The organism is uncultured Cedecea sp. (genome assembly GCF_947498825.1).
GTDB lineage: Bacteria > Pseudomonadota > Gammaproteobacteria > Enterobacterales > Enterobacteriaceae > JGM124.
This window is the reverse complement of record NZ_CANMLV010000013.1, coordinates 25100-40940: the sequence shown is the minus strand read 5'-3', so window position 1 is coordinate 40940 and position 15841 is coordinate 25100. Positions and strand designations below refer to the sequence as shown.

The 15841-nt window shown below is 44.0% G+C and carries 11 protein-coding genes; 2 read left to right on the top strand and 9 right to left on the bottom strand.

Annotated elements, in window-relative coordinates:
• Positions 1-36: 36 nt before the first annotated feature.
• The 5 genes from Q1A40_RS14220 to Q1A40_RS14200 form a co-directional block, all read right to left on the bottom strand.
• Positions 37-1053: an OmpG porin family protein gene (locus tag Q1A40_RS14220; RefSeq protein ID WP_300001152.1), complete on the bottom strand. Its 1017-nt coding sequence runs from the start codon at positions 1051-1053 to the stop codon at positions 37-39.
• Positions 1054-1062: 9 nt separating this feature from the next.
• Positions 1063-2556 carry a family 43 glycosylhydrolase gene (locus Q1A40_RS14215; protein ID WP_300001150.1) on the bottom strand — a complete coding sequence of 498 codons (1494 nt, stop codon included), beginning with the start codon at positions 2554-2556 and terminating at the stop codon, positions 1063-1065.
• 14 nt (positions 2557-2570) lie between these two features.
• The gene (locus Q1A40_RS14210) at positions 2571-3839 is read right to left on the bottom strand and encodes an OmpG porin family protein (RefSeq protein ID WP_300001148.1); all 1269 of its coding nucleotides are present in this window, start codon (positions 3837-3839) and stop codon (positions 2571-2573) included.
• Positions 3840-3911: 72 nt separating this feature from the next.
• On the bottom strand, positions 3912-5345 hold the full coding sequence (locus Q1A40_RS14205; protein WP_300001146.1) for a glycoside hydrolase family 32 protein: 1434 nt from the start codon (positions 5343-5345) through the stop codon (positions 3912-3914).
• An 18-nt stretch (positions 5346-5363) separates the two neighbouring features.
• Positions 5364-6605: an MFS transporter gene (locus Q1A40_RS14200; RefSeq protein ID WP_300001144.1), complete on the bottom strand. Its 1242-nt coding sequence runs from the start codon at positions 6603-6605 to the stop codon at positions 5364-5366.
• 210 nt (positions 6606-6815) lie between these two features.
• Here Q1A40_RS14200 and Q1A40_RS14195 point away from each other — a divergent pair, with 210 nt between their 5' ends.
• A complete protein-coding gene (locus tag Q1A40_RS14195) occupies positions 6816-7811 on the top strand; it encodes a LacI family DNA-binding transcriptional regulator (RefSeq protein ID WP_300001142.1) in 996 nt (331 codons plus the stop codon).
• 876 nt (positions 7812-8687) lie between these two features.
• Positions 8688-10001 (top strand): dicarboxylate/amino acid:cation symporter, encoded by a 1314-nt coding sequence (locus Q1A40_RS14190; protein WP_300001140.1) that lies wholly within the window; start codon positions 8688-8690, stop codon positions 9999-10001.
• A 90-nt stretch (positions 10002-10091) separates the two neighbouring features.
• Here the strand turns inward: Q1A40_RS14190 and glmS are convergent, their stop codons facing one another.
• From glmS to atpD, 4 genes are all read right to left on the bottom strand, one after another.
• Positions 10092-11921, bottom strand: a complete 1830-nt coding sequence (gene glmS / locus Q1A40_RS14185; RefSeq protein WP_300001138.1) for a glutamine--fructose-6-phosphate transaminase (isomerizing) — start codon at positions 11919-11921, stop codon at positions 10092-10094.
• A 189-nt stretch (positions 11922-12110) separates the two neighbouring features.
• Positions 12111-13481 (bottom strand): bifunctional UDP-N-acetylglucosamine diphosphorylase/glucosamine-1-phosphate N-acetyltransferase GlmU, encoded by a 1371-nt coding sequence (gene glmU / locus Q1A40_RS14180; RefSeq protein ID WP_300001136.1) that lies wholly within the window; start codon positions 13479-13481, stop codon positions 12111-12113.
• 532 nt (positions 13482-14013) lie between these two features.
• Positions 14014-14433 carry a F0F1 ATP synthase subunit epsilon gene (locus Q1A40_RS14175; RefSeq protein ID WP_300001134.1) on the bottom strand — a complete coding sequence of 140 codons (420 nt, stop codon included), beginning with the start codon at positions 14431-14433 and terminating at the stop codon, positions 14014-14016.
• Between the two features lie 20 nt (positions 14434-14453).
• Positions 14454-15836, bottom strand: a complete 1383-nt coding sequence (gene atpD, locus Q1A40_RS14170; protein WP_300001133.1) for a F0F1 ATP synthase subunit beta — start codon at positions 15834-15836, stop codon at positions 14454-14456.
• Between the last annotated feature and the right edge of the window lie 5 nt (positions 15837-15841).

Genomic DNA, 15841 nt, shown 5'->3' with positions numbered 1-15841 from the left:
TCACCATCACCCGCGATGGCTGTGATAAAACAGAAATCAGAAGTTAAAATCGACCATCATTTTATATTCTGTGGTCCATGCTTTTCCATTTGTTACCCAGCTACCGTTTTGCTTAAGATCGGTGCCAGTGACCTCTCCGGATAATGTAAATCGTCGAGTAACAGGATAGTTAGCAGAGAGCTTGATATATTTATAACGTGAACTCTGAAAGACTTCCGAATCATCTTTACGCGCGTTGTATTTACTGTCGTGACCATAACCGCCACTGAACGTAGTAGAAAGTTTTCCCCAGTTGTGCCAAACACCGGCCGAGGTAGTCCACTCTTTGTTTTTAATATCCCCCCATTGTTTACGATCCAGCCTGCCCGAAGAGAACAGATTTCTGAACCAGACGCCGGTGGAATTATTTATAATGTACTGAGCTCCGGGTTCAAACTGGAATGAATTAACATCCCGGTCATTCTGAGTGCCGCCACTACGCCGGTGATCAACCTGCTGATAGGCATAACCAAAGATCGAGAGGCTGTCGGTGAGCTGTAAGTCAGCAAATAGTTTTAAGCGTGCTTGCCAGCGATCTTCCAGAGAAACGCTGCCACCCATAACATCCCAGCCATAGCGTAATTGCTTATAGAAAGACTCTCTCCCCAGAATCACCTGTGTCCACTGATCCTGGCTAATATAGGTCTGACTTTCCCAGCTACCGTCATAGTTTGTTTTTCGCCCGCTGGTAAAAGCCAGATACCAGTCAGGTAATGCGTTAAAACGCATAACACCCTGAACAAAGGTTAAGGTATCGCTGCCATTATGCTGATGACTGTGGCGCCAGTTATTATCTTCAATGGCATATTTTACTTTCAGAACACCCTGTACTTTGCCGCCATTAGGGTTAGAGGAGCGTGCTGACGTCCACATAACGCTTTCATCAAGATATGACCAAGGATCGACAGCTACCACATTACCTGCATTATCTTTAACAATACTCATACTCGCTGTAGCGATGCCAGGAGAAAGTAATAAAGTCATAAAAGCAGAAGCAATATACTTATTCATCATGCTCTCCATTTAAGGCATTTGTTTAAGGGTAAAAATGGCCTGAATATTATCTGCAGCAGGCAGACTGATACTCCATGGCTTAGCGGGCATACTGTACATTCGGGTGGTAAAGGCTTTGCGATTGTCGATATAAAAGACGGCAATCGAATTTTCATAAATGATTTTCAGATCAACTTTTTCGCCTAAAGACATATCTATCCAGGATTCTGCTTTGGCTTTATTAATATCTTTCAGTTCACCATTAAAGAAATAAATTTTGTTCTTTTTCTTATTAAAAACGATATTGGGGTAAGCCATGCCGATATTATTAGCGTTAACACCGAAACTCATTATCATGCCATCAGAAGGTAATGTGACGCTGCCTGTGATAACGCCTTTATCAGGTAAGGGGGCATAGATATCTGATTTCAGACGACCAAAACTGAAATTATTCTCAACCGTTTTAATGCTGGTTAATGTACGAGTATTGCCCTGAATTTCAGCAATTTTATTTTCAGTTTCTTGTGGTATAACGCTTCTTAACTGACCGTTTTTTTCAGCAACCAGTTCATGAACAACCAGATTTCCTGCCCAGTCAATATTGCCTTTATCACTGTTTCCTGATTTTGTCGGTACCCAGCCGAACATGAATAACCGGTCATCTTTTAACGTCATTTTTCCGGCATAGAAACCTGCACTATCAACAGCGAAATCATCCAGTTTATGCCAGGGGCCTTCTGGTTTGTCTGCCACGCGATACTGGGTTAAACGCAGAGGCCACTGATCGCTGAATGTCAGATACCAACGCCCATTAAAATAGACCAGAGTTGGACATTCCAGGTTTGAGTCCGGTGCCACCGTATCATTGTCGAAAAAGATGCCTTTATCCTGCCAGTTTTTAAGATCTTTAGAGCTGTAGTATGCAATCACTCCCCGACCGTTGCTGCGTGTCGTTATCAGCATCCAGTACTCCTGACGTTCCGGGATCCAGACAACATGAGGGTCTCTGAAGTCATTACCGCGATAATTTTTTCCAGGTAAAATGGTGTCTTCAGGATGCTTAGTCCAGTTAAGTTTATCTTTACTGGTTGCATGCATGACGGATTCCACAGGAAAAACATTTTGATTATGTGCGGTATACCAGGCATGCCAGGTATCGCCAACTTTAATAACCGATCCTGTACCTAATAAAAGTTCAGGGTTATCAATATCATTAATATAAGGAATGACTTCCGAGTGATTCTTATAGTCATATAAGTCTCTACTAGAAAGCAGGTGAAAAGCATGAACACCTAAATCACTGCCACCCCGGATATCATTAAGATAAAAAACATTAAATTCTCCCTGTTCATACACAGGCATAGGATCGCCAATAAATGAACCATCAACCCTGGGAAAAAAACTTTTAACCGCGGTGATTTTTTTATTCTCTAATGTTTCTTTACCCATTTGAGCATAAACAGCATGATTAAATACACATGAGCTCAATGCCACTAATAGGATATGAGAAAGTATTTTTTTCATATTATTTCCTGAACCTAGAAGTTATAGACAACGCCAATAATGGTAAAGGGGCTCCAGAAAGAACCTTTTTCTGTCCATTCCCCATCTTCTTTACCGAATCTGGCTTTAAACTCACCGTATAGTCTTAAATCACCAATGACCGGATAACTGAGGGTTCCTCCGATATATTTATAACGCCCATCATAAAAGAGTACGTCAGAGTCACTGGCATTCGTGGTTTTTTTCTGTCCAATACCAACATAAACAGAGGAGAGCAATGGATACCAGTTACGCCACACACCAATACTGGCTTTCCACTCTTGTTCGACAATATCTCCCCAGTTACCTCTTTCCTGACGCTTATAAACATAAAAAGGCCGCAGAAAAACCCCCATATCAGGGTTAACCAGATACTGTAAGACGGGTTCCGTCTCAAAAATATGCTGAGATAAATCATTATTTCCGGGCTGGCTATTTTGTGGCTGCTCTTCACCAAAGAGATAACCCCCCAGACTCCATTTGCTGGAGAGCCGTATATCCTGCCAGAGTTTCAGGCGATATTTCCAGCGTTTGTTTCCACTTTCAGAACCGCCCATCAGTTCAGTACCAAAATTCCCCCGCCAGGTTTCAAAAATATGACCAACAAATATCTCATTAATTGTATTAGAGCCACTGTAGTCTTGATTGGTATACATCCCTTTATAGTTATCTTCACGGGCATTATAAAAACCAAAATACCAGCCGGGTAACTCATCATGTTTGAGAAAGGCTTGTATTGTGGCAAGCTTAAACTTACCACTATTTTTAGAATTATCGCTGCGGCGGTTATCTTCAATTTCTATTTGAGAGGCAATATTACCGTGTAACCCACCAGCCTCCATATTATTACCAATTCCGTCCCAGTGTACCGGGAGTTCATTTTGACGCAAACGTACCACACTCACTTGGTTATCAGCCTCGTTTGTTTTTTTTTCAGCTCGTTCTGTGGCTTGCGTCTTGGCTGTTGTTGGCTGCGAGTTATGCTGTTCAGCACCTGGCAACGTATTATTCAGCGATTTCTGTTGAACGGCAGGCTGCTGATGTTTCGTTGAGGTTACATCAGAATTAACTGTCGGTTGAACACGGCTGTTGGTCTCATTCTCATAATAGCTTTGATAATGTCTGGTATAGCCAGAACTATCACCAAAGGCAAATGAAGAGAAAGCAGAAAGAGAGAGAATGATAAATATTTTTCTTTTCTTCTGCGGATACATTTTTTGTGGCTTAGAATATAAAAAACGAGAATAATTTGATATTCTATTCATTTTATAGCTCTCATAAAAAGTGTGCGAGCACACCTGTTTATTCATAAATTCACTTGATATATAGCCAGGCAGTTATTGAATATCCCAGTATTCAAAGCGAGTTAACAATGCACGACCATGATGAGCAAATACTATAATTTCTTTTTGTTCTTCAGCAGGATAAATACGACTACTCAGACAAGCTTCACCCTCATTAACAAATATTTCTACCGATGAGCGATCGATAAATATTTGCAGTGACAGGATATCTGAATCAGGAAGTGGAATACTTCTTTCACCCTCCATGTTAAATTCAGGATAAGCCCGCTCCAGAAATAAACGCTTTGCTTGATTATCAATATAAATACTTAATCCTTGTACTGGAGAGATACCGTATTTTTCTGCTGTGGACGCAGCAGTATCCCAGGCTAATTGTAATTCAAAAGCGTCACACTCAAACGGGATCTCTTTTTTCTCGCTTGCCAGCTCGGTAATGCCATGGTGACAGTGGCGCGTACGCAGAGCGGCTAATTCCGGGACTGGTTTACTTAATAATTTATTATTTTCGCCAAGTGTTATTTCACGTGGCACAGTCAATAATCCCGACCAGCCATCCTGTTGTTCTGGCATGGCGGACTCCCACATATTAAGCCATCCCAGCACAATGCGCCGACCATCAGGAGACTGAAGACTTTGTGGCGCATAAAAATCGTGCCCGTGATCCATTTCTTTAAAATCATTATTGTGGACAAACGGCTGGCCTGGAGCCCAGTCGCCAATCAGATATCCGCTCTGAAACAGGTTACGATGATGATAGCCATTAGCTTCTATTCCCTGAGGCGAGAACATCAGTACATATTTATCGCCTAATTTAAAGAAATCAGGACATTCCCACATATAGCCCATTCCCGGCTCAGACTGAGCAAGAATACCTTCATCCTGCCACTGATACAGATCGTCTGAACGATAAAGACGCACCTGACCACAATCGCCCACTCGCGCCCCAACCACCATGTACCAGCTATCACCTTCTCGCCATACTTTAGGGTCGCGGAAATGGTGTAAGCCCGGCGGTGTATCAATAATGATCCCTTTACGCTCAAAGGTTATACCGTCTTTACTTCTGGCCATACACTGCACCTGATACAGCGCATCATCTTCTCTGGAATCCCCGGCAAACTTATGGCCGGTATAAATGAGCGCCAGAGTATCACCGTCGACCACAGCAGAGCCTGAAAAACAGCCGTCTTTATCTTCCGGGCCTTCTGGTGCCAGAGCTACAGGTAGCGGTTCCCAGTGCACTAAATCTTTACTGCGTACATGTCCCCAGTGCATCGGTCCCCAGTGGGTGGAATAAGGATGAAACTGATAGAAAGCGTGATACCAGCCATCAAACCAGACTAACCCGTTGGGATCATTAATCCAGCCCGTCTGAGCGGCGATATGAAATTTCGGGTACCATTTTTTATTTACCTGAAGTTTGTTTATCTCTACGGCGGCGTCTGCCTGTTGTAATAAAGAAGTCATAAAATCGTCCTGGTGCAATTATACGGGGTTAACTTGTGCGGCAGACTGCTCGGGCGGCAGCGAACTTGAACGCAATAGAAAAATTGAAATAAAGGTTGTGGTGAATACCATCGAGCCCATCATCAAATAAGACTGAGCAAAACCAAATCGCTCATAGCTCCAGCCTGCAAGTGGCGAAAGCAAAGTACCAATAATTGAACTGGTGCAGGCAAAGCCCACCAAATAGAGCGTGGAGGATAAGCGTTTATCGAAATTCAAATTGTTATATTTGAAAATAGAGATAAGCAGTACCGGAAGCTCAACGGCATGCAGTAGCTTAGTTATTGAAATCAACAGTGGCCCTTCAACAATCCCAGAAGAAAGAATGCGTATCGCCATAACCATTCCGGCAAAAATGAGGCCATTTTTTGCCCCAATACGGTTAACAAGCCATGGTGCACAGAACATTCCCGCAGCCTCCAGGAAAACCTGGAATGAATTCAGGTAGCCAAACATGGCATTACCTTCCTTCAAAGTAGGAAACTGCGAGGCAAAATAGACAGGAAATTGTTGGTCATAAACACCATAAATACAGGTGCCGATAAAGAAAAAGACCAGGGCCCAGAAACGTGGGAGGGTTAACAGACAGAAAGCATCTTCAATTGAGATTTTACTGTGTTGAGTATTTAAAGATGCCGCATCTGTAGAATATTTTACATTCAGCCGGGTCAGTAAAAAGAAAAATATTAACCCTGATACGGAAGCCGCATAGAAATTTAACCGGGGATCAATATTAAATAAAATACCGGCAAAAAATGTTGCTGCTGCCCAACCTAAAGACCCCCACATCCTTGCACGACCGAACTCAAAATTACTATTTCTTGCTGCACGATCGGTATAGGTTTCCAATACACCAATACCACCATTAAACGTCAGACCAATAAATACTCCACCAAAAATACTTCCCAGGAAGATATTTATTTTAAGCAGATAACCAAAAAATAAATACGCAGGGCCAGACAGAACCAGCAACATGGCGACAAAAAAGAGCAGGTTTCTACGTAATCCGAGTTTATCCTGAATATAGCCATAAAATATTTGTGCAAAGAATGCCGATATAGACAGCACCGAAAAAATAATACCGGTATCTGTTGGTTTAAGTCCAATTTCCTGACTTAACCAAATAGATAGCAAAGAACCTGATGAAGACCATGTTACAAAGAAAAAAAACAGAAGTGCACTTAAAAGCACATAAGCATGCGAAGCGTGTTCCTTTTTCATGTCATACACCTGGAAGGTTGTTTTCCCTAGAGTTAACGTTAACTTTTTTAAGCGGTCATCTTTTTCTTGAAAAATTTTAGATGTTAATCATAAAAGTTAACGTTAACATAGTGGCAATGTGATCGATGTCATACTATTTAGCGGAAGATTTTGAGTCACTTACCGCTGATTATTATCTGTGCATTACCTCACCAGCAAGGAGTTATCTGGATGTCGTCTCTAAAAGCTGTCGCCGAGCTTGCTCATGTTTCTCTGATGACCGTTTCTCGCGCCATTAACACCCCAGAGAAACTCAATCCTGAGACATTAATCAAAGTACAAGCAGCCATTAAACAACTTAATTATGTTCCCAATATTTCTGCCCTGAAGATCCGCGGAGCAAAAACCACCCCTGGTTCGATAGGCGTTCTGGCACTCGATACGGTGACCACGCCATTTTCAGTGGATATCACGCTCGCGATTGAAGAAACAGCCCGTGCTCAGGGATGGCACAGTTTTGTGATTAATATGCTCAAATACGATGACCCCGCAGATATCACAAAACTGCTTTTGTCCTATCGGCCATCCGGTATCATCTACACCACGATGGGGTTACGCAAAGTCAAGGTTCCGACCACGCTGCTTAACTATCCCTGTGTGCTGGCTAACTGCGAGAGTGATGATGTCAAACTCGCCAGTTACATTCCGGATGACAAACAGGGCCAGTATGATGCTGTTCAGGCCCTGCTTAAAGCAGGGTACAGAAAGCCGCTCTGTTTGCACCTGCCTCAAGAAATTATCGCCAGCACCCGACGTCGGGAAGGCCTTGAGCAGGCATTCCATGAACATCAGATAGATCCCGATTCCCTGATACATATTTATATCGCCGACGGTGATATCCACTATCTGAATGTGCCTGAAAAAATAATCGCCCACCTAAAAAATAAAAAATCATCATTTGATTCAATCATTTGCTGCAATGACCGCATGGCTTTTGTTGTTTATCAAACATTGTTATCCCTGAATATAAAAATTCCTCAGGATATTGCTGTGGTCGGTTATGACAATATGGTGGGGGTAGGTAATCTTTTTATTCCTGCACTCTCTACCGTTCAAATCCCTCATTATGAGATAGGCCGGCTAAGTGCTCTGCACATTATTAATGGTGAAAAACACAAGGAGACAATAAAAATTCACAGTGATTATCTGGCTCGTGAGTCGCTGTGATATCGCTCAGGAAAACATCTTATCCAAGATAGCTCCCACTGTAGCGTCTGTATGTTGTCTGTATCTTGATTAGGAAGTGATTGTTCAGATTATTTTTCCGCGAGATTGCTGGAAATATGTAATGCACTAACAGGTTCATATAACTTCCCCTGAAGGACGGGGTTTTGCAGCACATTGGATAAAACTAAGCAGAGCACAGATGAGGAGATATTTTTACTGTTAACTCTAAATACTATTCAATTTTTTTCTGATAAATCATCCGAATATAAAAAACGCAATGTATAAACGAGTTAATAGAAAGAGTGGCGAATTAATGCGAAAAGTAAATTAAACAATTACTTTTATATTAAAACTTTAACACAATAAATTATTATTAGCGTTTTTTTATATATTACCACCAGCCATCAATAATACATTAAATTTCAGATTAAATAATAAAACTAATCCTTAAGAATATTATTTAAATTTAGAATATTTATTTAGTCATCCGAGTAATCTCTCAGAGGAACAAATAACATGGAGGAACACCAAGGATGAAAATTAATCATTGAACACGGAAAATTCTTAACAGAAAGGCAGAACGAACCATTTTGTAAGAATATTCCCACTCAAAATTAACTAACAGGTAACTTAATTCATTAACGTTTTCAGGCATCTCATATACCTGCTATCACACATTTCCTGGTGAAAATAGCTTCGCTAACTTGGTTCGATTTCCGTTATTACCTTCATTTGAAGCGTTTCAGTTCTTATTTTTATATTAATAATATAATCTACTACAATTAATTTTAACCATGCTGTTATTGTGGTCTTGTTTAAAATCAAAATGAGAGCAAAACGACAAGCTGTCGTATCTTGATCTAAAAGGATATTTTTATGAAAATCTCACTCTTTAAAACCCTGTACTTTCAAGTGCTAATAGCGATTACGCTGGGCGTTTTGTTAGGCCACTTTTATCCGGATCTCGGTGCCGAAATGAAACCTTTGGGTGATGGCTTTGTAAAGCTAATTAAAATGATTATTGCCCCGGTTATTTTCTGTACCGTCGTAACGGGTATTGCGGGTATGGAAAGTATGAAGGCAGTTGGTAAAACAGGAGGGATGGCTCTACTTTATTTTGAAGTGGTCAGCACTATCGCACTCATTATAGGTTTAGTTATCGTGAACGTAGTTAAACCCGGGGCAGGGATGAATATCGACCCGGCAACACTGGATACGAAAGCCGTTGCCGTTTATGCAGAGCAAGCTTCCCAGCAAGGAATTATCCCCTTTATACTTGATATTATCCCTGGCAGTGTGATTGGTGCTTTTGCCAGCGGCAATATTTTACAAGTATTGATGTTTGCCGTTCTGTTTGGTTTCGCTCTGCATCATTTGGGTGAAAAAGGCCAGGTTATTTTCAATGTCATCGAGAGCTTCTCTCGAGTGATCTTCGGTATCATCAATATGATTATGCGCCTGGCTCCAGTTGGTGCATTTGGTGCAATGGCCTTTACGATAGGTAAATACGGAGTAGGAAGTCTGGTACAACTGGGCCAACTGATCATCTGCTTCTATATTACGTGTGTCCTGTTTATTGTCGTTATTCTTGGTTCTATCGCAAGATATAATGGCTTCAATATCTTCAAATTTATTCGCTATATCAAAGAAGAGTTACTTATTGTGCTGGGAACTTCATCTTCAGAATCAGTGCTACCGCGCATGCTGGAAAAGATGGAGAAAGCAGGGTGTAATAAATCGGTAGTGGGATTAGTTATTCCAACCGGTTATTCATTTAACCTGGACGGGACGTCTATTTATCTGACCATGGCGGCGATATTTATCGCACAGGCAACCAATACCCAGATGGATATTATTCATCAGGTCACCTTACTTGTTGTTCTATTGCTTTCCTCAAAAGGTGCAGCAGGTGTCACGGGTAGTGGCTTTATTGTACTGGCAGCAAGCATCTCTGCGGTGGGGCATTTACCTTTGGCTGGGTTAGCCTTGATTCTGGGCATCGACCGCTTTATGTCAGAAGCCCGGGCATTAACTAACTTAGTCGGGAATGGCGTTGCGACAATCGTGGTCGCAAAATGGTGTAACCAGCTGGATAACAATCAACTACAAGAAGCATTATCAAAAAAATCGTCCCCTGACGATGAAATAAAAATCAGTCCATCGATACTGGCCGATCGCAAAAATAACTGATTTATCCTGCCAAAATGTGGTTAAAAAAAACCCAGTATGCTTTTCAAACAGCACCACTGGGTTTTTATAACGTCAGTCCAGGACTAAACCTTACTCAACCGTCACTGACTTCGCCAGGTTACGTGGCTGGTCAACATCGGTGCCTTTGATCAAGGCAACATGGTAAGACAGCAGCTGTAATGGCACGGTATAGAAAATCGGGGCAATCACTTCTTCAACATGCGGCATCTCGATGATGTGCATATTATCGCTACTGGTGAAATTCGCATCCCGGTCAGCAAAGACATACAGCTCGCCGCCGCGGGCACGGACTTCTTCGATGTTGGATTTCAGTTTTTCCAGCAGGTCGTTATTAGGTGCAACGACAATGACTGGCATATTGGCATCAATCAGAGCCAGTGGACCGTGCTTCAGTTCACCTGCGGCATAGGCTTCAGCATGAATATAAGAGATCTCTTTCAGCTTCAGAGCCCCTTCCATGGCAATTGGATACTGATCGCCACGGCCAAGGAACAGCGCATGATGTTTCTCAGCGAAATTCTCCGCCAGAGCTTCAATGCGCTTATCCTGAGACAGCATCTGCTCGATACGGCTTGGAAGCGCTTGCAGACCATGAACGATATCATGCTCCACAGAAGCATCAACGCCTTTCAGACGGCCTATCTTCGCCACCAGCATCAACAGTACAGTCAGCTGTGTGGTAAAGGCTTTAGTAGAGGCTACGCCAATTTCGGTACCCGCATTGGTCATCAATGCCAGGTCAGACTCACGTACCAGCGAAGATCCCGCTACGTTACAGACGGCCAGAGACCCCAGGTATCCCAGCTCTTTAGCCAGACGCAATGCGGCTAAGGTATCGGCTGTTTCGCCAGACTGGGAAAGGGTAATGATCAGGCTATTACGACGTACCGCAGACTTGCGATAGCGGAATTCAGACGCTATCTCAACGTCACAAGGAATACCTGCCAGCGACTCAAACCAGTAACGTGAAACCATGCCGGAGTTATAAGAGGTTCCGCAGGCAACAATTTGAATATGTTCAACCTGAGCCAGGAGCTCATTAGCTTTTGGCCCCAGCTCGCTTAAATCTACTTCACCGTGGCTGATACGCCCGGTAAGGGTATTTTTGATAGCATTAGGCTGCTCGTAAATCTCTTTCTGCATATAGTGGCGGTAGATACCTTTATCACCCGCGTCATACTGCAGATTGGACTCGATATCCGGACGCTGAACTTCTTCACCATTATGATTAAAAATGGTTACATGACGACGAGTGACTTCAGCGATATCACCTTCTTCCAGGAAGATAAAGCGACGAGTCACTGGCAGTAGTGCCAGCTGGTCTGATGCAATAAAGTTTTCACCCACACCAAGACCGATAACCATCGGGCTACCTGAACGGGCAGCTAACAGGACATGCGGATCGCGTGAGTCGAGAATAACCGTACCGTATGCACCGCGTAACTGTGGAATAGTGCGCAGTACGGCTTCACGTAAAGAGCCTCCCTGCTGCAGTTCCCAGTGCACTAAGTGAGCAATCACTTCGGTATCAGTTTCTGAGGTAAAAATATAGCCACGCTCTTTCAGAAGCTCACGTAACGGCTCATAGTTTTCAATGATACCGTTATGAACGACCGCAATCGGGCCTGAGACATGTGGGTGAGCATTCGCTTCAGAAGGTTCACCGTGGGTCGCCCAGCGAGTATGTGCAATACCTATTCCGCCATTCAGTGCGTTTTCGGCTGCGGCCTCTGCCAGATTATGTACTTTCCCCAGACGACGTAAACGCGCCATCTGTCCTGCGTCATCGACTACGGTAAGACCTGCTGAATCATATCCACGGTATTCCAGACGACGAAGACCTTCGATCAAAATTTCAGAGATATCACGCTGCGCTACTGCGCCAACAATTCCACACATAAGTTGTAAGTCCTGAGAATGACGTTTCCGTCATAGGTTGTTGTCGCTTGACCTGCATATTCCGGTATACCCGGAGCCCCGAGCCTTGTAGAGAGTGGGGTTATTATTTTTACTACTGACGGAACGGGCTGTTTTCGAGAACAGCCTTCATTCCAGCCTCCTGTCCAACGAACAGAAGGATAAAAGATATTATTTTTTCTTCACCGGACGCTGCCAGCCATCTACCTGAGTTTGTTTTACCCGGCTAATCACCAGCACAGGGTCATAAATATTGTTTGTGACTGTCGTACCGGCAGCAATAGTGACACCATTGCCTACAGTAACGGGGGCAACCAGTTGAGTATCAGAACCGACAAAGACATCATCACCGATGATAGTTTTATGTTTATTTGCACCATCGTAATTACAGGTGATAGTCCCGGCACCGATATTAACGTTATCGCCAATCTCAGCATCACCAAGATAGCTCAGGTGACCGGCTTTAGATCCTTTACCCAGACGCGCTTTTTTCATTTCGACGAAGTTACCGACATGAGCACCTTCTGCCAGCTCAGCTCCCGGGCGCAGACGCGCAAACGGGCCGACAGAACAGGAGGCTTCAAGACGGGCATCTTCAACCACGCTGTACGGACTGATTTCACAGTCATCACCAATCACAGCATTTTTAATCACACAGCCAGCGCCGATTTTCACACGATTACCCAGCACAACCTTGCCTTCGATAATCACGTTAGTATCAATATCGACATCCAGGCCGTGTGTCAGCTCGCCGCGCAGATCGAAACGAGCCGGATCGCGTAACATCACCCCTGCCAGCAGTAGTTTTTCCGCTTGCTCGGTCTGATAAACACGTTCCAGTCGGGCCAGTTGCAGACGATTATTTACTCCTTCCATTTCACTCAGTCGCTGTGGATGAACCGTCGCGATTTCATGTCCTTCCTGATGGGCAAGAGCAATAATATCAGTGATATAGAACTCACCCTGAGCATTATTGTTATCAAGATTAGCTAACCAGCGCTTCAGATCCGCGCCATTGGCAACCAAAATACCGGTATTGATCTCGGTAATTTTGCGCTGCTCTTCGCTGGCATCTTTTTGTTCAACAATACCCACAACTTTGCCATTTTCACGAGCAATACGCCCGTAGCCCGTTGGGTCATCAAGTACCGCAGTAAGCAGCCCGATACCCCCCGCAGGTTTCGCTTCACGCAGACGTTCAAGCGTTTCAACAGCAATGAGCGGAACATCGCCGTAAAGCATCAGAATATCTTCGTCATCAGAAAAATATGGCGCAGCCATTTGCATTGCATGGCCGGTACCAAGCTGTTCAGCCTGTAATACCCAGTTGAGCGACTCATCATTCAGAGTTTGCTTTAACAGGTATCCACCATGGCCATAAACCAGGTTCACACGCTGTGCTCCCAGTTTTTTTGCCGCATCAATAACATGCTGCACCATCGGTTTCCCTGCCAAGGTATGGAGTACTTTGGGAAGGTCGGAATACATGCGGGTTCCTTTGCCTGCGGCAAGGATAACCACGCTCATTGCACTGTTTGCCATACGTATCCTGAATCTGTTGAATGAAAGAAGTTAATCGATTTAGCGTTGAAAATTCTACATATTTTGCACTGAAAAATGTATAACCAGAAAAATCTTTAACAGGGTGATATTTTAGCCATATTATTACTCTGTTTATCCAAGACTTTGGTGTGGAGAGTTAAATACAGAGCGAAACTCTCATCTTTAATTTACTATTAACATGATTTTATTGTTATTTTTTATTCCGAATAAAGACATTAACCAGCTTTAAAGGTGACATAATTAATCACCTCGACGGGGTTAAACTCTGCCCAGAGCAGCAATCAGCCATTATTCTCTGGCTGATAATAAAAAATGCCTGCTCGCATGATAACCGATGAATAATGAAAAAAGTCGATAATTTGAATTATCGTCGCTTACTTATTTTACATAACAAATAATTTCAGAAGATTATGGCGGTTTAAAGCGAGGAATTTCAGATTATATCGGTTAGGAAATGTGTAGTAAAAAAAATGCCAGCCGCAAGGCTGGCATTTATCTTTCGAGCAAATCGTTACATCAGCTTTTTGGTTAACTCGATAACTCGCAGTTTTGCGATCGCTTTAGCCAGTTCAGCAGAAGCCTGAGCGTAGTCCACGTCACCGTGAGAGCCATGGATGTGTTCTTCCGCTTGACGTTTCGCTTCCAGAGCCCGAGCTTCGTCGAGATCCTGTCCGCGAATTGCGGTATCAGCCAGAACAATAACGTTATTTGGCTGAACTTCTAACACACCACCGGACAAATAGATGAACTCTTCTTGTCCGTTTTCTTTCACAATGCGGATCATACCAGGCTTAATGGCGGTAAGCAGCGGCGTATGGCCTGGAAAAATACCCAGTTCACCTTCGCTACCTGTTACCTGGATCTTTTCGACCAGACCCGCGAACAAACGTTGCTCCGCGCTGACGACATCCAGGTGGTAAGTCGTTGCCATATCACCCTCCGATTAAGGCGTTAAAGTTTTTTAGCTTTCTCAACGGCTTCGTCGATGGAGCCAACCATATAGAACGCCTGCTCTGGCAGATGGTCGTATTCACCGTCCATAATGCCTTTAAAGCCACGGATAGTATCTTTCAGAGAAACATACTTGCCCGGAGAACCTGTAAAGACTTCTGCTACGAAGAATGGCTGAGACAGGAAGCGCTGGATCTTACGCGCACGTGCTACAACCAGTTTGTCTTCTTCTGACAGCTCGTCCATCCCGAGGATAGCGATGATGTCTTTCAGTTCCTGATAACGCTGCAGAATAGACTGCACGCCACGCGCAACGTCATAGTGTTCCTGACCCACAACCAGTGGATCCAGCTGACGGCTGGTTGAGTCCAGCGGGTCTACTGCCGGGTAGATACCCAGAGAAGCAATCTGACGGCTCAGTACCACGGTTGCATCAAGGTGAGCAAAGGTGGTAGCTGGTGATGGGTCAGTCAAGTCATCCGCAGGAACGTATACCGCTTGAACAGAAGTGATTGAGCCAGTCTTGGTGGAGGTAATACGCTCCTGCAAGACACCCATTTCTTCTGCCAGAGTTGGCTGATAACCTACCGCTGAAGGCATACGACCCAGCAGAGCGGATACTTCAGTACCGGCCAGGGTATAACGATAGATGTTATCGACGAACAGCAGAACGTCACGGCCTTCATCACGGAACTTCTCCGCCATGGTCAGACCGGTCAGCGCAACGCGCAGACGGTTACCCGGTGGCTCGTTCATCTGACCATATACCAGAGATACTTTATCCAGTACGTTTGAGTCATTCATTTCGTGGTAGAAGTCGTTACCTTCACGAGTACGCTCACCTACACCAGCAAACACTGAGTAACCTGAGTGTTCGATCGCGATGTTACGGATAAGCTCCATCATGTTAACGGTCTTACCAACACCCGCACCACCGAACAGACCGACTTTACCGCCTTTAGCAAACGGACACATCAGATCGATAACTTTGATACCAGTTTCCAGCAGATCCTGAGAACTTGACAGTTCTTCATAGCTTGGTGCCGGACGGTGAATAGCCCAACGCTCTTCTTCACCGATGTCGCCTTTCATATCGATAGGCTGACCCAGAACGTTCATGATACGTCCCAGAGTCGCTTTACCTACAGGTACTTCGATCGGGTGTCCAAGGTTAGTCACGACCAGGTTGCGACGCAGACCATCGGAAGAACCCATTGCGATGGTACGAACAACACCGCCACCAAGCTGCTGCTGAACTTCCAGCACCAGACGCTCATTACCATTTGTTACCTCAAGGGCATCGTACACTTTTGGTACGGTATCCTGAGGAAACTCGACGTCCACTACGGCGCCGATTACCTGGATAATCTTTCCAGTAGCCATCTTGT